Source organism: Acinetobacter sp. AYS6, from assembly GCF_025630795.1.
Taxonomy (GTDB): domain Bacteria; phylum Pseudomonadota; class Gammaproteobacteria; order Pseudomonadales; family Moraxellaceae; genus Acinetobacter.
This window is the reverse complement of record NZ_JAOTNV010000006.1, coordinates 223,679-242,861: the sequence shown is the minus strand read 5'-3', so window position 1 is coordinate 242,861 and position 19,183 is coordinate 223,679. Positions and strand designations below refer to the sequence as shown.

20 protein-coding genes are annotated in these 19,183 nt (G+C 37.2%); 13 read left to right on the top strand and 7 right to left on the bottom strand.

Going from position 1 to position 19,183, the window contains the following annotated elements:
• Positions 1-59 precede the first annotated feature (59 nt).
• Entirely contained in the window at positions 60-527 is a 468-nt protein-coding gene (gene ybaK / locus OD757_RS09460) for a Cys-tRNA(Pro) deacylase (RefSeq protein WP_004792620.1), read from the bottom strand.
• Positions 528-717: 190 nt separating this feature from the next.
• On the opposite strand from ybaK, the gene OD757_RS09455 reads away from it, so the two are divergent.
• The 4 genes from OD757_RS09455 to OD757_RS09440 all read left to right on the top strand — a co-directional run bounded on the left by OD757_RS09455 (position 718) and on the right by OD757_RS09440 (position 5,369).
• Complete coding sequence (locus OD757_RS09455; protein WP_263031684.1) at positions 718-1,020, top strand: hypothetical protein; 303 nt, start codon at positions 718-720, stop codon at positions 1,018-1,020.
• Between the two features lie 233 nt (positions 1,021-1,253).
• Positions 1,254-2,627, top strand: a complete 1,374-nt coding sequence (locus OD757_RS09450; RefSeq protein WP_009387079.1) for an ABC1 kinase family protein — start codon at positions 1,254-1,256, stop codon at positions 2,625-2,627.
• Between the two features lie 229 nt (positions 2,628-2,856).
• Positions 2,857-4,140 carry an acyl-CoA dehydrogenase family protein gene (locus OD757_RS09445; protein ID WP_263031847.1) on the top strand — a complete coding sequence of 428 codons (1,284 nt, stop codon included), beginning with the start codon at positions 2,857-2,859 and terminating at the stop codon, positions 4,138-4,140.
• A gap of 23 nt (positions 4,141-4,163) precedes the next feature.
• On the top strand, positions 4,164-5,369 hold the full coding sequence (locus OD757_RS09440) for an acyl-CoA dehydrogenase family protein (protein ID WP_263031683.1): 1,206 nt from the start codon (positions 4,164-4,166) through the stop codon (positions 5,367-5,369).
• A gap of 109 nt (positions 5,370-5,478) precedes the next feature.
• On the opposite strand, the gene OD757_RS09435 is transcribed toward OD757_RS09440, so the two are convergent.
• Entirely contained in the window at positions 5,479-6,702 is a 1,224-nt protein-coding gene (locus OD757_RS09435) for an alkane 1-monooxygenase (protein ID WP_263031682.1), read from the bottom strand.
• Between the two features lie 171 nt (positions 6,703-6,873).
• Here OD757_RS09435 and OD757_RS09430 point away from each other — a divergent pair, with 171 nt between their 5' ends.
• A complete protein-coding gene (locus OD757_RS09430) occupies positions 6,874-7,836 on the top strand; it encodes an AraC family transcriptional regulator (protein WP_263031681.1) in 963 nt (320 codons plus the stop codon).
• A 48-nt stretch (positions 7,837-7,884) separates the two neighbouring features.
• Here OD757_RS09430 and OD757_RS09425 read toward each other — a convergent pair whose 3' ends face one another.
• From OD757_RS09425 to OD757_RS09415, 3 genes are all read right to left on the bottom strand, one after another.
• Positions 7,885-9,750 carry a SurA N-terminal domain-containing protein gene (locus OD757_RS09425; protein ID WP_263031680.1) on the bottom strand — a complete coding sequence of 622 codons (1,866 nt, stop codon included), beginning with the start codon at positions 9,748-9,750 and terminating at the stop codon, positions 7,885-7,887.
• Positions 9,751-9,881: 131 nt separating this feature from the next.
• Positions 9,882-10,154, bottom strand: coding sequence for an HU family DNA-binding protein (locus OD757_RS09420; RefSeq protein ID WP_001043034.1), 273 nt, complete (start codon positions 10,152-10,154; stop codon positions 9,882-9,884).
• A gap of 169 nt (positions 10,155-10,323) precedes the next feature.
• Positions 10,324-10,779, bottom strand: a complete 456-nt coding sequence (locus OD757_RS09415; protein WP_263031679.1) for a phasin family protein — start codon at positions 10,777-10,779, stop codon at positions 10,324-10,326.
• Between the two features lie 208 nt (positions 10,780-10,987).
• Between OD757_RS09415 and OD757_RS09410 the strand changes: the two genes are divergently transcribed.
• The 8 genes from OD757_RS09410 to fdx all read left to right on the top strand — a co-directional run bounded on the left by OD757_RS09410 (position 10,988) and on the right by fdx (position 17,099).
• Positions 10,988-11,635: a hypothetical protein gene (locus OD757_RS09410; protein ID WP_263031678.1), complete on the top strand. Its 648-nt coding sequence runs from the start codon at positions 10,988-10,990 to the stop codon at positions 11,633-11,635.
• A 109-nt stretch (positions 11,636-11,744) separates the two neighbouring features.
• A complete protein-coding gene (locus tag OD757_RS09405; protein WP_009387115.1) occupies positions 11,745-12,218 on the top strand; it encodes an Rrf2 family transcriptional regulator in 474 nt (157 codons plus the stop codon).
• 1 nt (position 12,219) lies between these two features.
• Positions 12,220-13,437, top strand: a complete 1,218-nt coding sequence (locus OD757_RS09400; protein ID WP_009387124.1) for an IscS subfamily cysteine desulfurase — start codon at positions 12,220-12,222, stop codon at positions 13,435-13,437.
• A 67-nt stretch (positions 13,438-13,504) separates the two neighbouring features.
• Entirely contained in the window at positions 13,505-13,891 is a 387-nt protein-coding gene (iscU, locus tag OD757_RS09395; RefSeq protein WP_004792646.1) for a Fe-S cluster assembly scaffold IscU, read from the top strand.
• 30 nt (positions 13,892-13,921) lie between these two features.
• A complete protein-coding gene (iscA, locus tag OD757_RS09390) occupies positions 13,922-14,242 on the top strand; it encodes an iron-sulfur cluster assembly protein IscA (protein WP_009387121.1) in 321 nt (106 codons plus the stop codon).
• 84 nt (positions 14,243-14,326) lie between these two features.
• Positions 14,327-14,845 (top strand): Fe-S protein assembly co-chaperone HscB, encoded by a 519-nt coding sequence (gene hscB / locus OD757_RS09385; protein ID WP_009387098.1) that lies wholly within the window; start codon positions 14,327-14,329, stop codon positions 14,843-14,845.
• A gap of 38 nt (positions 14,846-14,883) precedes the next feature.
• Positions 14,884-16,743 carry a Fe-S protein assembly chaperone HscA gene (gene hscA / locus OD757_RS09380; protein WP_263031677.1) on the top strand — a complete coding sequence of 620 codons (1,860 nt, stop codon included), beginning with the start codon at positions 14,884-14,886 and terminating at the stop codon, positions 16,741-16,743.
• A 17-nt stretch (positions 16,744-16,760) separates the two neighbouring features.
• Complete coding sequence (fdx, locus tag OD757_RS09375) at positions 16,761-17,099, top strand: ISC system 2Fe-2S type ferredoxin (protein WP_009387062.1); 339 nt, start codon at positions 16,761-16,763, stop codon at positions 17,097-17,099.
• Positions 17,100-17,150: 51 nt separating this feature from the next.
• Here fdx and OD757_RS09370 read toward each other — a convergent pair whose 3' ends face one another.
• Together OD757_RS09370 and OD757_RS09365 are read right to left on the bottom strand one after the other, a co-directional pair.
• On the bottom strand, positions 17,151-18,617 hold the full coding sequence (locus tag OD757_RS09370) for an adenylate/guanylate cyclase domain-containing protein (protein ID WP_009387118.1): 1,467 nt from the start codon (positions 18,615-18,617) through the stop codon (positions 17,151-17,153).
• A gap of 56 nt (positions 18,618-18,673) precedes the next feature.
• A complete protein-coding gene (locus OD757_RS09365) occupies positions 18,674-19,108 on the bottom strand; it encodes an HIT domain-containing protein (RefSeq protein ID WP_002117900.1) in 435 nt (144 codons plus the stop codon).
• Positions 19,109-19,183: the final 75 nt, after the last annotated feature.

The window sequence follows — 19,183 nt, the reverse complement described above, 5'->3', positions numbered from 1 at the left end:
ATTTTCTAAAAGTAGATAAAAATGATGATTAGCTTTTAGAGTAAGCTTCTAAACTTTTATTATTGATCAAGTACATCAACAAATTGAGCATTTAAAAGTTGAGCTAAGTCTTTAGGATTTAAGCCAATATCAAGCCCTCTTTTTCCACCACTTACATAAATTTTATTAAAGTTTTGAGCTGATGCATCAATGACAGTTTTTAATCGTTTCTTTTGACCTAAAGGACTAATCCCTCCTACTAAATATCCTGTTAAACGCTCAGCATCTTTAGGATTAGCCATCTGTAATTTTTTACATCCAAACGCCGTAGCGACTTTTTTTAAATTCAATTGGTGATTCACTGGCAAGACTGCAACGAAATAATTTTTATCGTCACTTACCATTAGAGTTTTAAATACTTCGTTTACATCTAAATCTAATTTTTCGGCTGCTTCTAATCCAAAACTTTTGGCATTTGAATCATGTTCATATTCATGAATAGAAAATTCGATTTTATTACTTTTTAATAATCTGCAGGCAGGAGTCATAATAAGTAGTGTTATTGATGGAATTGTTTCGATTATAGGTTTTCTAGAAAAATTTTTAAATTTGCTTAGGCTATTTACAAGAATTACATAAAAATTCAATCAGCAACTGAATAAAAAATAATCTCAACTTGATATTCACTGCTCGACTCCATATATTTTATTTAGATTTGAAGTCTGAGCTGACAATTTTATGAGTTACAAACACAACAATCTGATGGCGATGCGTCACCGTTTTTGGGATGAATCTTCAGATTCTGTATTAAATGAAAAGCAGTTTTTGCAACAGACGTTAATTGAACAAGGTATTTTTAATAACGCAACTCTTGATGATGTTAAGTACTTCTTTTATACCCTGCCTAGCATCATCATTGTAAAAGCTCATGCGCTTGGTTTCATGCATAATTCAGTCAAACAGATGTTATTGCAACATATTCAGAGTAACCGTCTTCATTTGATGCAAAAATCTGAATTAAAGATTCAATTTAAAATGTAATCCATTTTGTTATCAAAGATCTGTTTTATCTTAGTTTTACTCATCTGAACGGTCTTAATTTCTTAAATTTCCAAATTGCTTAGGCTATTTAAGAATTATTGGAATAAAGATGACCATTTCGGCCTATCATTCAGTCTGAGAGAACTATTTTAATACGCTCAAAACATGTAATATTCGTTACAATTTTAGATCACCAGCGTTTGGCTGCATGATGCGCATAGGATTCTATTTTCATGTCAAATCAGAAAGATAAGCTTAAGAGTTTAAAAACTTCTTCCATGGATCGACGCTTATCAATCGCGAAAGCTTCTTTACTTGCGGGAACGCGTTGGGCAACTGCAAGTGCCTCTTCTTTATTTTCTAATGAAGAAGAAAAAGAAAAGAAACGCAAAAAAGCGATGAGCGAACAAGCTAATTATCTGGTTTCTGAAATAGGTAAACTTAAGGGTTCTATTGTTAAAATTGGCCAAATGATGGCTCTTTATGGTGAACACTTTTTACCGGAAGAGATTACACAAGCTTTAAATACTCTAAATAACCAAACCGTTGCCTTAGATTGGCCTGCAATTAAGCCACATCTACAAGAGCAATTGGGTGCTAAATTAAATGATTTAACAATTGATCATGAGCCAATTGGTACTGCCTCTCTCGCACAAGTACACCGTGCAACGCGTAAATCAGATGGCTTAGAATTAGTTTTAAAAATTCAATATCCCGGTGTTGCGAACGCAATTGATTCAGATATGAGCTTGTTTAAAAACATGCTTAAACTGACACGTATGGTGCCACAAACCCGTGAATTTGATCAGTGGTTTGATGAAGTGCGTGAAATGATGCATCGCGAAGTTGACTATGATGTTGAAGCTGCCACTACCCGTCGCTTCGGTGAGCGCTTAAAAGATGACGAGCGTTATATTGTTCCGACAATTGTAGATGAATATTGTACCAATCAAGTACTGTGCATGACGTTCGAACGCGGTGTTCCAATTAACAGCCCTGTTATGTTGTCTTTGCCTCAAGAGCGTCGTAATCAGCTTGGTGAAGCTTCACTAGAAATTGCAGTTCGTGAAATTTTTGAATGGGGTGAAATGCAGACTGACCCTAACTTTGGCAATTACCTTGTACGTTTAGGGAATGGCCAAGATGTTCAAGATAAGATTGTATTATTAGATTTTGGCGCTATCCGTCAGTTTGATGAACACTTACTATCAGTTGCACGTAATTTGATTCAAGCAGGTTATCATCATGATAAACATGCGATGGTACAAGCAATGACTGGATATGAGTTTTTTGAGGCTATGCCCGAAAGCATTAAACCAGGCATGGCGGATGTCTTTTTAATCGCGACAGAGGCATTTAGTACCCCTGCAAATAATCCAGATATGCCTGCTGGCCTTATGGATGAACATGAACGTTATGACTGGAAGAAAAGTCAGTTACATAGCCGTGTTATGCAGCAAGCAAGTAAATCGATGGCGTCACGTTATTTCTCAGTTCCTCCAAAAGAATTTATGTTTATTAGCCGTAAATTTATTGGAGCCTATACATTTATGACGGTGATTGATGCAAAAACAAATGTACGACGTATGATTCGTAACTTTGCTTAATTTAATGAAGGGCTAGAATGATTCCATGTCATTCTAGTCAATACCTCACTACTCACCCAACAATAAAATTATTTTAAATATATAAAATCAAAAACTTACAATCTACTTACTTTCTATCTACCATTTATCTACTCATTTTTCGAATGTCAGTAACGACATAGTTTTTTACTATGAGGCGTGTCAGCATAAAACAATAACAACGTGTTAGGACACCATAATCATGACAAGTATGATCAATAAAGCTCAGGGTTTGGGTTTATCGCTGATCACCAGATTGGCTGGAAGCGATGTACTTGATCAACTCAAGTTGCGTAAATTTGTTGAAAAATCTCTGTACCAAGGTTCAAAAGCTGGTTTCAGAGCATTGAGCCAAACTCAAAAAGCATTTAAACCGAAACAGATCTCTCAACAACGCTTGCCCCGACAACAAAAAACTCTGTTTGATTTAAGCCTAACTGAAGAACAACAAATGACCTCTGACGCAATGTCTCAATTTGCTCAAGAGGTTTTATTAGGATTAGCACATGATGCTGACCAGAATGCTCAGTTTCCAGAAAGCCTTTGGCAATATGTTGAAGACCTAGGTCTTAACTACTATGCACTTCCTGAAGCATTAGGCGGTGTAGCAGCTGAACAAAATATTGTAAGTAACTTATTGATTGCTGAAAAACTAGCTGAAGGTGATTTTAGCCTTACAGCAGGATTACTCAGTACATTTAGCGTCATTAATGCAATTACACGTTGGGGTTCTGCAGAAGTTCAGTCAATGTACCTACCATGTTTTGCAGAAGACTCAGACATTACAGCAACCTTTGCAGTACAAGAAGCCACACCTGCATTTAATCCTTACGTATTAAAAACCAAAGCTTTACTTGAAAATGATCAATTCTTTATTGATGGCGAAAAAACGCTAGTTATTTTAGGTGACTTGGCTGACGTATTTTTAGTAAGTGCAGACTTTAATGGTAAGCCAGACGTATTTGTTGTGCAGTGCAACGAAACTATTTCAATAAAAAACAGTCCAGCCATGGGTCTTAAAGCCACAGAAACAGCAACTTTACGCTTTAATCACACTCCTGCTCTACGATTAGGTGCAACAGACTTTGATTACACTGCTTTTTTAGATTTAGGGAATTTAATGTGGTGCGCAATGGCTGTGGGCACCTGTGAAGCTGTAAAAGCTTACTGTATTAAATATGCCAATGAACGAACTGCATTTGGTGAGCCAATTTCTCATCGACAAAGTGTCGCTTTCATGATTGCAGATATGGCAATTGAAATTGATGCAATGCGTATGCTGATTTTAAATGCAGCAAGCCTTGCCGAATCAGGTAAGCCATTTCATCGCGAAGCTTATCTGGCTCAACTCCTCTGTGCTGAAAAATCCATGAAAATTGGTACAGATGGGGTACAAATTCTTGGTGGACATGGTTTTACAAAAGAACACCCTGTTGAACGTTGGTACCGTGATTTACGGGCTACGGCAATTTTACAATCTGGCTTACATGCTTAAATGATCAATCAGAGGATACTTTAATGAATTTACAAAATCCTAAAAAATTCAAGATGATGATTGATCAAGCACATGATGTTGCGATCAATGTTTTACGCCCTATTTCTCGTAAATATGATAAAGCTGAGCATGCTTACCCTAAAGAACTCGATATGCTCGCTTCTCTCATTGATGGCATGAATGAAGGTGGCGAAGGTATTAATGCTGGAGCAGCAGGTGCTGGAAAACGTGGCGATACAGACAATGAAGGTATTCGTAACGGAACCAATATGTCGACCGCTCTTGGGATTATCGAGATGTGTTATGGCGATACAGGCTTATTGTTAAGCATGCCACGTCAGGGTCTTGGGAACTCAGCCATTGCTGCTGTGGCCAATGATGAGCAGTTAGAGCGCTTCAAAGGAACATGGGCAGCAATGGCCATTACAGAGCCAGGTTGTGGCTCTGACTCTGCCGCTATTCGCACCACTGCCACCAAAGATGGTAATGACTATATTTTAAATGGCGAAAAGATTTTTGTAACCTCTGGCGAACGTGCAGATTCGGTTGTCGTTTGGGCTACACTTGATCGCAAAGTTGGGCGTGCAGCTATTAAATCATTTGTAGTACCCAAAGGTACGCCTGGAATGAAGGTTGAACGACTTGAACATAAATTGGGAATTAAAGCTTCAGACACAGCAGTAATTAGTTTTATTGACTGCCGTGTACCAGCCGAAAATCTTTTAGGGAACGCTGAAGTCGACGTTGCAAAAGGTTTTGCCGGAGTGATGGAAACTTTTGATAATACTCGTCCTCTAGTTGCTGCAATGGCAATCGGTTGTGCTAAAGCTTCACTCGAACGAATTAAAGAAATATTTAAAGATCAACTCGATCCCAACTATTCCACCCCTTATCTACACACTTCTAATCTTGCAGCGCAAATCTATCGTATGGAAGCTGAGTGGGAAGCTGCTCGCCTGCTTATGTTAAAAGCGACATGGATGGCCGATAACAAAAAGCCAAATTCTAAAGAAGCTTCTATTGCGAAAGCCAAAGCTGGCCGTGTAGGGAACGAGATTACTTTAAAATGTGTCGAACTGGCCGCAAGCGTTGGCTATAACGAAGATGAGTTACTTGAGAAATGGGCACGTGATTCGAAAATTCTCGATATCTTTGAAGGTACTCAACAAATCCAGCAATTAATTATTGCCCGCCGAGAACTGGGTAAATCTTCTAGCGAACTAAAATAAGAATTAAGGGAAGTTTTTCCCTTCTTCTATTATCCTTTTATGTCAAAACTTAAAAGCCCTCTAGTTGTTAGACTAGAGGGCTTCGTATTTCAGGAATTAATATTTTTATTTATTCGGTAGTTGTATTATCTAACGCTTTATCAACTACACCAAATTTCTTAAAGATTTTTGCACGTCGCTTTGAAGAAATATTTGCTTTGTTTAAATCTCCTTTATAGTGATCAAAAACCCGCTTATCCATTATTTTAAACCACAATGAAGGAATTAATGCCGGTAATAACATACTTGCATAACCGCTTGGTAACTCTGGTGCCTCATCAAAATGACGTAATGCTTGGAATGGACGAGTTGGGTATGCATGATGATCTGAATGACGCTGCAACTGGTACAAGAATAAGTTCGTGACTACGTTATTGTTGTTCCAGCTATGTTCAGGCATTGTACGCTCATAATTACCATCAGCTTTTTTCTGACGTAATAAACCATAGTGCTCAATATAGTTAATAATTTCGAAAAGACTAATACCATAAAAAGCTTGAGTTGCTAAATATGGAATTGTACTTTTACCAAAGATTCCAACCATAGCACCATGAAAAGCAGCACTCATGCCCCAGCCTTGTAATAATTCATTATCTGAAGACCAGAATTCTTTACCTTTACGTTTTAAACGATTTTTTTCAATTTCTATTGCAGATTTAAAAGAACCAACAACGGTACGTGGCCAGAACTCATAGAATGTTTCACCCATACGTGATGAAGCTGGATCTTCTGGTGTTGCTGCACGCTTATGATGACCGTAAGGATGCTCAATACGGAAATGATTATAGCCTGTAGGAACTAAAGCAAGATGAGACAGAATATGGTCTATACGGTCATGCTTATGACTTAACTCATGGGCTGTATTAATTGCAATACCATTGATTGCGCCCATTGAGATACCTAGTAAAATCTTATCAATAAAAGATGTCGTTTTACGGCTTGTTAAATAACATGCGTAAACATTTGCAGCATACTGAAGAGGAATAAAGCTTTTCACAAGACGTGAATAATATGGATCTTTTTCTAAAAGCTTAATTTCTTCATCTGTCGGATTTCGCGCATCTTTTCCAATAATCGTATCAATTGCCGGAATCACGACATGTAATAAAAGTGGACCACCTAAAGCAAAGACTTTCTTTAATGGACGTGGACCAAAGTGATAACCTGCTAAAATACCTAAACCAATAGCAGGTAAAGCAGGACTAATCATCCATAATAAGCGTTTGCGATCTATTTCACGCATAGACGCAGGCACTGGCATAAGTTCTTGCTGAACATTTACTGGTGCATTCATAGTTATATTTCCTTTTTCTATATGTCTATATAGTTAAAGAAATAGTGTTTAGTTAACAGTAGTAACCGTCCAAAAAACCTATGTTAAAGTCTTTGGCATTTTCTTCCACTTTTCTGTCCTAAAAACACATGTTGATCTATTCCTATAGCTCACTATAATTTTATTAAAATAATGATTGATCATTTAAATATGGATGCACTAAGTAAATTTTTTGATGATATTCACCTTAATAAGTCTGAATACATCTATTTAAAAGCGCAAGGAGAATGGGCTTTTAAAACACAAGATCAATCTGCTCTACTTGCTTATATTGTTTTAACTGGTTCAGTCTATATTCAACTTAACGCTTCAGAAAAAATTATTGCAACCGCTGGTGATATTATTTTAATTCCTTCGGGGAAATCACATAGTGCAACTGACTCAAAATCAACAGCGAGTAAGCTAGTAGATTCTCTGGATATTACTTCGCTTTTTAATGGTCATAGACAAGACGCTATTGAGTTTGGTACTTCATCTCCAGATAATACATTGTTGCTATGTTTACGCTGCCAAATCGATACTCATATGGCTGGGCCACTTATTAATGCCCTGCCGTCCATCATGCATATTCAACATGAAAACCAAACTAACCCACCTGAATGGTTACAAATTGGACTTTATTTTCTAGCAATCGAAACTCAAAAAATTCGGCCGGGTCACGACAAAATTATTGATCATCTCGTCAGTATTCTGCTTATTGAATGCATTCGTGATCATATTCAACAAATGACAGACCAACAAAACTGGTTAGGTGCCCTAACACATCCTGAGCTGAGTAACGCACTCTCTGCTATTCACAGCCAACCTGAAATCACATGGACAGTAGAATCTTTAGCGGAACAATGCTGTATGTCACGTTCTAAATTTGCAAACTTATTTAGCAGTATTATTGGTGAACCACCTCTGACTTATTTGCAGCATTATCGTTTTCGTTTAGCAAGTCAGTATTTACGCACAAGTAACTTATCAATTCAGCAAATATCAAATAAGGTCGGCTACTCATCCGAAACAGCTTTTAGTCAGGCATTCAAACGAATTTTTGATTTATCTCCTAAACAATATAGACAGCAATATATTGGACACAGCTTAGATTAACTGCCAATAAAAAAAGCGCCGAGACGCTTTTTTTATTGAATCAAATTATTATTTAATTTTCGCATGTGATTTTAAATATTGACTGTAATCTTCTAATATTTGTTGACCACGCGATTGACGATAAAGTTGTTTTAACTGCTGTAACTGATCAGCTGGAATAGCATTTGCAGCAGATGAGTTTACATTTGAAACTGCAACAACAACCAGCTCATTTGGTAAGTTCGCTGTTGTAACAGACCACATACCTGGCTTAGGTGTAGCTGCGCTAAATGCCGCGCGCTCAATTTCACGCTTTAATCCTTGTGAACGACTAAATACGCCAGCCGATTCAAATGCTACTTTGTTTTTAGCAACAACTTGATCTGCTGGTTGAGTTTTAAATTCAGCCAACATTGTAGCAATTTTTGCTTGAACAACTTTACGCGCTTTTTCATCGATAACTTTTGCTTTCGCTTCATTCATCGCTTGTGCTAAAGGTTTTACACCAGCAGCATGATAATCACGTACTTTAACCCATACCGTATCACCATTTGCTAACTGAATATTAGACGATGCATTACGGTCACCATTTTTCACGTCATCATTAAACAATTTAATTTTAACGTTCGGATCACTTAAATATGGATTTTTTGTAGCTAAAGTTACGCCATTTAATGATTCAACTTTTGTACCTTTTACTTCTTGCACAACAGCTTCTAAAGAATCATTACCAACAATCGTTTCATTTAAACTATTTACGGTATCTGAATAAACAGTCGCAACTTTATTCTTTTCAACCTCAGCAATTAAACGCGCCTTCTCTGCTTCAAATGAAGGGATTTGATTAGCTTGAGTTTCTGCCTCAATAATATGATAACCATATTGTGTTTTTACTGGTTGAGAAATTTGTCCATTTTTTAAGCTCACTACAGTTTTATCAAATGCATCGGAAAAAACACCTGGTGCATATGCTTCAACTAAACCGCCTTTAGTTTTTGAACTTGGGTCTTCAGAGAACTGAGATGCAGCTTGTGCAAATGTAAGGCCGCCTTGAATTTTCGCATATACTTCTTTAGCAAGTTTTTGAGCTGCTGCATCATCACGAGCATCTGTAGTAATTAAAATATGCTTCACCGTACGTTTAGCATCTTTTTTCTGAGTCTCAACGAACTTGCTATATGCTTGCTGAAGTTCAGCTTCGGTTGCAGGAGCTGGTTTAGCCATTAATGATGGCGACACAACCACATAATCCACATCAACAGAAGCTTGTTGTTTAAACTCATTTTGGTGTTTGTTGTAATAATCTGTGGCTTCTTGATTAGAGGCAGTTAAACCAGTTTTATAACCATCTAATTTAATACTAGCCAAATGCAATGTACGTTGTTCAGTTTGCAAATTCGCAATTTGCATTAAATCAACTTTACTTACTAAAGAATAATCAGAAAAAGTTGAAGTAAGCATTTTTAAAGCATGATCTTGGCGAAGGCTAGATATTAAGCCCTGACTTGTCATACCAATAGAACGTAAATAATTTTCATAGAGTTTTTGCGAGAATTGTCCATTCTCTTGCAAACTAGGCTGCTGAGCTAACATTTGCTCAATTTGACTATCACTTAGTGAAATACCCAATTTTTCAGCTTGTTGAATTAATAAATTACGTGACACTAAAATATCGAGTGCTTTAGCCTGAATAACAGGCAAATTAAGTAAACTTTCATCACCTTTAACTGCAGCTAAATATTGTTCTTTGTAAGACTGAGTTAAAGTTTCAAGATCTTTTTTAGATATTTCTTGGCCATTTACTGTTTTCGCAACATCAGCCTTGTTTCCCCTATTAAAATATCCTTCAATACCTACAAGTGCTAAAGGGGTCAAAAACAAAATTAGAAGGACTTTGCCGAGCCAACCCTTAATGACTGTACGAAACGATTCCATAAGTATTCCAATATTTTATTTCGAGGAGAATTTTAACTGAAAAACCACAATCAATGAATGAGCAATATTGGTCATTTCAGATTTTTAATAAAAAACGCGCCTATATTGGCGCGTTTAATCATCTTAAAAGATTAAGCTACTGAATCTTTAAGACCTTTACCAGCTTTGAAGCTAGGTACTTTTGTTGCTTTAATTTGAAGCTCTTCACCAGTTTTAGGGTTACGACCAGTACGTGCAGCACGTTCTTTAACACTGAAAGTACCAAAACCAACTAAAGTTACTGTGTCACCTTTTTTAAGTGCTTCAGTAATTGACGCAATCGTCGCATCGAGTGCCTTGCCTGCATCAGTCTTAGATACTCCCCCTTTTTCAGCAATTGCATCGATTAATTCTGATTTATTCATGAATAAAACATCCTCTTAATATCGTTTGTTTAAGGTCCAAGGCTATAGTTTAAAAGGCCATGACGCCTTTATAGCAATGCTTTGGGGGAAAACGCAATACTAGAGCAGGGCTTTTAGCAAAAATAAATGCTAAAAAACTGTTATATATTTGCTAAATCCCAACATTTTTTTACTTTTTATTCAATTTTGCTTTCAACTGCTCGTTTTCTTCTATTAAAGCATCCACCTTAATATGAAGCTGTACCAAAAGCTGTTCAATGTGCTGTAAATCCTTCGGAGTCACCAATCCAATCCTGTTTAAAGAATGATTAACACTGGTATCAAGAATTTTTTCTACTTTATCTCTTGTTTCAGATACAGATTCTTTTGCTTTTTCTGTGACCTTACCAACCGTAGTATCTGCCAAGTCTCCGGTTTTAGATTCCAGCTCTTCACCTACCTTGACCAAAGAATCAAATAGCTTGTTGCCTTCTTCTTCTGCACGTGAAAAAGCCCCTAGCCCTGCTAACCAAATTTGCTTAGTGTACTTTCTAAAGTCTAAAGCCGATTTTCTTGAACTTCTTGATTTCAATTTACTTTTTTCTTCTGACTCTTCTGTCTGGGTATCTATATTTGCATTATCCATTGATCTAAGCTCCTAATCAGATGAGAGAGATGATGACTGATTTGACCACAAAATATTTCTATAATATCAAAGTAAAGACTTGATCCATTTACAAAACTGTTCTACAAAGCAAGTAAGTCATGTAAATATATTTAACAGGACATTTATTAAAGTTTGAGATAGGATGTCCCATTCTTGAATTAATTGCTATTTCTAAGGATAAACTTTTATGAGTGAAACGCAACAAAGACAAAAACATCACCGTCTGTTGCTGAATATTGTTCTAATTATTTTAGAAACTTTCTTTTCATTTATACTCACCCACGATGGTGTTCTTCGCTTGCAAGCGAAAAAGTTTATTTCAAACAAAACAACGATTCGTATCAATAGCTATCTTCCTTTTTTTAACTTTTATGTTCAGTTTACAGAAAAAGGTTTGTTGTTCGATATCCACTCTTTTGATCGACGTGTTGATCTGGAAATCAATAGTACGCTTATCGATCTGATTAAGATCTTCGCTTTTTCAAACCAGCGTAGTCTTAACAACATGCGTATAGATGGCGATGAAGAAACGAAAAAAGAACTATTAGATTTAATTTCTCATCTTACCTTGCCTAAACTTTTAGCTGACTGGAAGCAATGGTTTAATTCACCTGATGATGAAGCTGAAGCGCTTGCTTCACGTAAACGAATTGCCCCATTACTTGAAAAAATTGATCAGCAACGTTCAGAAATCAATTCACTTCATGTGGAAATTAAACAATATCAAAATCGAATCACTCGCTTACAGCAGCGTCAACGTAATATTAACTTCTCCTTTGGTATAATTAGCCTGATATTTATTGTTTATTTCATATATAATTTATGGGTTGCTTAAATTATTTTTCCATTTTGTTCCTGCACTTGAATTAAAAATAAAAAAACTTGACTATTTTAGTCGGGATTCATAAAATCCTATTATCTAGTCTTAACATGTGTATCGAATCATGCGCCTTACAACTCGCGGTCGCTACGCAGTGACTGCTCTACTTGATTTAGCTTTGCAGCCAACTGAACAAACGATCACGCTCGCCGAAATTGCCGCTCGCCAATCCATTTCAGTTGCTTATTTAGAACAGTTATTCGCAAAACTTAAGCGTCATGGGTTAGTTTCTAGTGTTCGTGGTGCAAATGGTGGTTATCATTTGGCTCGAAATGCTGATGAAATTACTGTGTTAGAAATTATTGAAGCCGTAAATGAAACTGTTGATGCAACACGCTGCGACCACAAGGCTAACTGCCAAAATGGTGCAATGTGTCTCACCCACGATTTATGGCAAGAACTCTCTCATCATATTGCCGACTATTTAGCAAAAATCTCTCTTGCCGACCTCATTAGCCGAGACAACGTTCAAACTGTTGCATTGCGCCAAAATGTGAGCGGCACAGATTCAGCTCTTTTATCGGGTACAGGTATTTGATATGAAACGTCCAATTTATCTTGATTACGCAGCAACCACTCCAGTAGATCCGCAAGTTGCAGAACGTATGATGGAGTGTTTAACTTTCGACGGTACCTTTGGTAATGCTGCATCTCGTTCGCATGCTTATGGCTGGCAGGCAGAAGAAAAAGTTGAATATGCACGTGAGCAAGTCGCAAATTTAATTAAAGCTGACCCACGTGAAATCGTTTGGACTTCTGGTGCAACTGAATCAGATAACCTTGCCCTAAAAGGTGTAGCACAATTTTATGCATCTAAAGGCAAGCACATCATCACAAGTAAAATTGAACACAAAGCTGTTCTAGATCCTTGTCGTGAATTAGAAGAACAAGGTTTTGAAATTACTTATTTAGAACCAGAACCACGAACAGGTTTAATTACCCCTGAAATGGTAAAAGCTGCCCTTCGTCCTGATACTGTCCTTGTTTCTTTAATGATGGTAAATAACGAAATCGGTACAGTTACAGATGTAGCAGCGATTGGTGAGTTAACACGTGCCAATAAAACCTTCTTTCATGTAGATGCGGCTCAAGCTGCTGGTAAAGTTGAAATCGATCTCTCTACCATGAAAATTGATCTTATGAGTTTCTCTGCTCATAAAATTTATGGTCCAAAAGGTATCGGTGCATTATATGTACGTCGTAGCCCACGTGTTCGCTTAAAAGCGCAAATTCATGGCGGTGGTCATGAACGTGGTATGCGTTCTGGTACTTTAGCAACTCACCAAATTGTTGGTATGGGTGAAGCTTTTGAAATTGCTGGCAAAACAATGCACGCAGAACAAGAGCGCATTCGCAAATTACGTGACAAACTTTGGAATGGTTTACAAGGCCTTGAACAGGTTTTCTTAAATGGCCATCCTACTCAAAACGTTGCTAACTACTTAAATGTCAGCTTTAACTTTGTTGAAGGTGAATCTTTAATGATGGCACTTAAAGATGCAGCCGTATCAAGTGGTTCTGCTTGTACTTCTGCAACATTAGAGCCTTCATATGTTCTTCGCGCATTAGGTTTATCTGATGAGCTAGCACACAGCTCAATCCGCTTCAGTTTTGGTAAATACACGACTGAAGAAGATATTGATCATGTGCTTACAATTACCAAAGCCGCTGTTGAGAAATTACGTGAACTTTCTCCGCTTTGGGACATGTATAAAGAAGGTATTGATCTTTCTACAGTTGAATGGGCTGAACACTAATTCATTGAAATTAGTGTTTTTACCCTCATATTAATATTAGGCTGACCCCGAGGTTTGGAGAAGCGAAATGGCTTATAGTGAAAAGGTAATTGATCATTACGAAAATCCTCGTAATGTTGGTGTTTTAGACAAAAACTCTGAAAATGTAGGTACAGGCATGGTGGGTGCACCTGCATGTGGCGACGTGATGCGTTTACAAATTCAAGTAAACGATAGCGGTGTAATTGAAGAAGCACGCTTTAAAACTTACGGCTGTGGTTCTGCAATTGCATCAAGCTCACTCGTAACTGAATGGTTAAAAGGCAAGACACTTGATGAAGCTCAAGCAATCAAGAATATTGATATCGCAACAGAGCTTGCTCTTCCACCAGTAAAAGTTCACTGCTCTGTACTAGCTGAAGATGCAATTAAAGCTGCGATTGAAGATTATCGCACTAAAAAATCAAAAGCTTAATTTGTTACTACTGTAAACGTTGGAGTTTTCATGATTCATTTAACTGAAAATGCTGCGACTCATATTAGCAATTACCTTAAGAACCGAGGTAAGGGTGAAGGCATTCGCGTGGGTGTGAAAACTTCTGGTTGTTCCGGATTGGCTTACGTTCTTGAATTTGTTGATTCTGTCGATGAACATGACGAAGTTTTCGATCAATTTGGCGTTAAGGTATTTGTAGATCCAAAAAGTCTTGTGTATTTAGAAGGCTTAGAAATGGACTATGTTAAAAATGGCCTTAATGAAGGGTTCGAATTTAACAATCCCAATAAAAAAGGTGAATGTGGTTGCGGTGAGTCTTTCACTGTATAACCCTTCTCCTTCCATCTCTCATTAAAACAGTGTCTTTTTATAGCACTGTTTTAATGTATTTAATTAACGTGGACCTCCTTTCTAATGAATCATTTTGAGTTGTTCAATTTACCCGTAGAACTCGATATCGATTTGGCGAGCTTAAAATCTAGCTTCTTGAATTTGCAGCAGCAATATCATCCTGATAAAGCAGAAGATAAAAATCAGGCTTTGATCAAGTCAAGTGAAATCAATCAAGCTTTTAAAATACTATCGCAAATAGACAGCCGCGCAGCTTATCTTTTAGCATTAAAAAAGCAAGACCATCACCTTGATCAATCTATTAGTGATTTTGAGTTCTTACAATCAGCTTTAGAACTTCGTGAACAACTTGATGAAGCAACTTCACCAGAGCATCTAAGCACACTTAAACAAGAAGTGTTTCAGTGGATAGAGAGTTTAGTTCGCGAATTTAAGATTGATTACACAGATGAAGACTGGGGTGAAGCTCGAGATACTGTACGTAAATTACGTTTCTTTCAGCGCGTTCTTAACGATATTGAAAAAGCAGAAGATCAAATGTTGGATGACGAAGACAACTTTGATTTAGACGACGATTTTTAATTTTGCTTTTTCCAAATTATTTTCAAGGGATTTAACTCATGGCACTTTTGCAAATTGCTGAACCGGGTCAATCCAGTGCCCCACATCAACACCGCATTGCGATTGGTATCGACCTAGGAACGACACATTCTTTAGTTGCGACAGTGTTATCAGGCAAACCTAAAGTACTCAATGACGAAAAAGAAAGAAGACTTCTTCCTTCTATTGTGCACTACGGAAATGATGCAATTCACTATGGTGAAGAAGCAAAGCCTTTTCTTATTGCTGACCCTAAAAATACAATTGTTTCTGTGAAACGCTTTATGGGTCGTTCAAAAGCAGATATCAAATTTCAGCATCCCTATGAATTAATCGGTTCTGAAAATGAGATGCCAGCTTTTGAAACACGTGCTGGTCGTAAAACCCCTGTTGAAATTTCGGCTGAAATTTTAAAACAATTAAAAGACCGTGCTGAAACTAGTTTGCAGAATCCAGTAAATGGAGCAGTCATTACTGTTCCTGCCTATTTCGATGAAGCTCAGCGACAAGCAACTCGGGATGCTGCACAGCTTGCGGGATTAAATGTATTACGTTTATTAAATGAACCAACCGCTGCTGCTGTCGCTTATGGTTTAGACCAAGAAACTAATTTAGCAACAGATCATAACTATGTAATTTATGATCTAGGTGGTGGTACTTTCGATGTATCAATCTTGCGTTTCTCACAAGGTGTCTTTGAAGTATTAGCAACAGGCGGCCACACTGCTTTAGGTGGTGATGATTTAGATCGTCTCATTGTTAAATGGGCTAAAAAGCAGTTAGATATTGATACTCTCAGTGATGAAGCATATGCAGTATTTATTGTTGCTGCTCGTCAAGCGAAAGAACAGCTATCTACACAAGAATCAGTTCAGTTAAAATTACTTGAAAATGTATTAACACTGGACCGTCCAACTTTTGAAAGTATTATCCAAGTTGCTTTAGATAAAACAATTAGTGTCTGCAAACGTGTTTTACGTGATGCAAAACTTGAATTATCAGATATTCAAAATGTTGTTTTAGTGGGTGGCTCTACCCGTTCGTATGCTGTTCAGCAAGCAGTTCGTAATGTATTTAATCAAGAACCTCTTTGCACGATCAACCCTGATGAAGTGGTTGCAATTGGTGCTTCGATTACTGCCAACCAATTAATTGGAAATAGTCAAGACGGCTCATTACTTTTAGATGTAACTCCACTTTCACTTGGATTAGAAACCATGGGTGGACTAGTAGAACGTCTTATTTCACGTAACACTGCTATTCCAGTTGCTCGTCGTCAGGAATTCACAACTTATCAAGATGGCCAAACTGCCATGCTTATTCATGTGGTTCAAGGTGAAAGAGATTTGGTAGAACATTGTCGTTCATTAGGAAAATTTGTCCTTCATGGCATTCCTCCAATGACTGCAGGTCAAGCACGCATTGAAGTTACCTTTCAAGTCGATGCGGATGGCCTACTCACTGTTTCGGCGCGTGAAACGACTTCAAATGTACAGGCTCAAATCGATATTAAACCATCTTATGGCTTATCTGAATCTGACACTGAACGCTTATTAATTGAAGGTTTCAAACACGCAGAAGAAGATAAAAATCTGCGTCATCTAAAAGAAACCAAGGTTGAGGCTCAACGTGAGCTTGAAGCTTTAGAACAAGCTCTCAAAGTTGATGCTGATTTACTTAATGATGAGCAGCTTGAAGCACTTAAAACCGCTGAAAATCTTTTGAAAGCGCAACTTGAAGGCAATGATATTCAAGCGATTGAAAAAGCTGTAGAACAACTTAAAGTACATAGTGATGCTTTTGCCGCACTACGTATGAATCGACATATTGACCACGCCTTAAAAGGTACAAAACTTGAAGATTGGTCAAATTCAAACTAAAGGTATAGGTGATCAATATGCCCCGTATTAAAGTACTTCCTCATGCTCAGTTTTGCCCTGAAGGCGCAGAATTTGAAGTCGAACAAAATGCAAATCTTTGTCAAAGTTTGCTTGATCGAGGAATTAAAATAGAACATGCTTGTGACATGTCGTGTGCTTGCACAACCTGCCATGTAGTCGTTCGCAAAGGCTTTGACAGTCTAGAAGAAATGGATGATGTTGAAGCAGATCTTTTAGATCGCGCTTGGGGACTTGAGCCAGATTCTCGACTCTCATGCCAAGTAAAAATTGTTGATGAAGATTTAGAAATTGAGATTCCTAAATATACAATCAACCATGCTTCAGAAAATCATTAATCGAGTTATTAAAAAAGCTGCTTTAAAAGCAGCTTTTTTTTGCTTTATATTTTAAGCTTGATTTTGTTGATCAATTTCAACAGGTTTAACTTCATCTTCAAGTCTTAATTGTGCAATACCTTGAGTATTAATCAAAGTTTGTTGAACTTTAATTCGTTGAATCATTTTCTCAAGTACTTCTACTAATTCTGGATATTCATAGTTTTGTACTTCTTCTAAATTAAGTACTAAATGGAAACCTTTATACTCATAATCAAACCATTGCTGATGATCTGACTTATTCCCTGTGTATTTCTCCATCACCTGCCATGTCTTCACAGCACCTTGAATACCTTTTAAGTAAATTGGCGTTTTTGGAGCACAAAGGAAATCACTTTTTATTAATTGATAAGTATCATCTGAAATTAAAATTTCATCTATTTCAGCCGCGTATTGTAACCGAGCTGCCAAATTCACATCACGACCAACAATGGTATAAGCCATGCGATGTGTTGCCCCATAATTTCCTACGTGGCAATAACCGGTACTAATTCCCATACGAATGTGTAAGGCTGAATAGCCCATTTTTTTCCAACGTTCACGCAACAATTTCATTTGCTGTCGCATAGCGATTGCCATTTCTACACAAGCTTTAGCATCTTGCTCTACGCCTTGAGAATTCGGATCGCCAAAAAATATGAGGATGGCATCTCCCATAAATTTATCGACAGTAGCTTCATACTGCTTCGCAATTTCCGTCATATGGCTTAAATAATCATTAAGCAAAAATGCTAAATCATCAGGAATTAAAGTTTCTGATAATTCTGTAAAGCCTTGAATATCCGAAAAGAACACAGTCATTTTTTTACGTTTATATTCAATTTTTGCTTCCGCTTCACCGCGCATAATAGACTGCCACAACTGCAGTGGTGCATAACGACTTAACTGATTAGCAAAAGCAATATAACGCGTCATTTGATCATAGTAATGTTGACGTTGCTGACTAATTTTTTTAACCCAACGATGTTGGTAATAATTTCCAATGGTAATAAACATAACCAAACCTAAGAGTGTAATTACAGTTAACTCTTGGCTAGTAGGCTCAAAATATGTATAAAAACCAAATAGGAAAAAAGTACTTAAATAAAAAATAATCGCGCCGAGCAAACTAGTCAAACAAATGACTGCGAAAGAAATACGACTATTGATTGCTGAATAAAATAATGCAAAAAGTGCAATAAATGTAGGGACCAAATTAAGATGCAGACCTGCTAAGGTAACTGCTACAACAATTGCATCAATTGCAAAAAAAACGCTTTTTTGAGTTTTCTTATCAAATTGGTATTGAAGCCAGTGTTCTAACTTCGAGCTAATAAAAAGCAAAAATAGGAATAAAGGTGGAACGTAGATCTGATAATTTGTATTAGGTGAGGTAAAAGCATAGATCACTAAAATTAAGGACAGAATTGAATATCCCATCAAGCGATGAAAATATGCAAACTGTTTAGGCTCTCTATCGATAAACCTCTCTAATTGCACCCTGTCCTCCACACCTCAATGTAGCCACATTCGTATAAATGTGGCATTGCATTGATTTAATCCATGCGCCAATCAAAAGGCATATCACCTTGACCACGTAAAGCAAGCATAAGAGTTTGACGCATATGAGCCAGTACATCATTTGTGTATGGAACTGCAGGTGTGCCCCAAACTGGCTTAGGCCATGCAACATCATTTTGATAACGGACGACATGATGGAAATGCAACTGAGGTACCATATTACCTAGAGCTGCAACATTCATTTTATCTGCACGGAATACTCGAGATAGTTGGCTAGACAACCAGCTTGATTCACGTAAAAACTGTTCTTGATCAGCTTGACTCAATTCATATAATTCTGTGATTCCCGGCACACGAGGGATTAAAATCAGCCACGGGAATTGCATATCATTCATTAAACGACATGTTGAAAGCGGGAAATCGCCTACAAAAAAAGTATCTTGAGCAAGTTGTGGATGCAAACTAAACATATCTTTTATAAATGACAATAAACAATAATGGCTAATACTATCACATCAGTTTTGATGTGAGTATTGCTAGTGTCT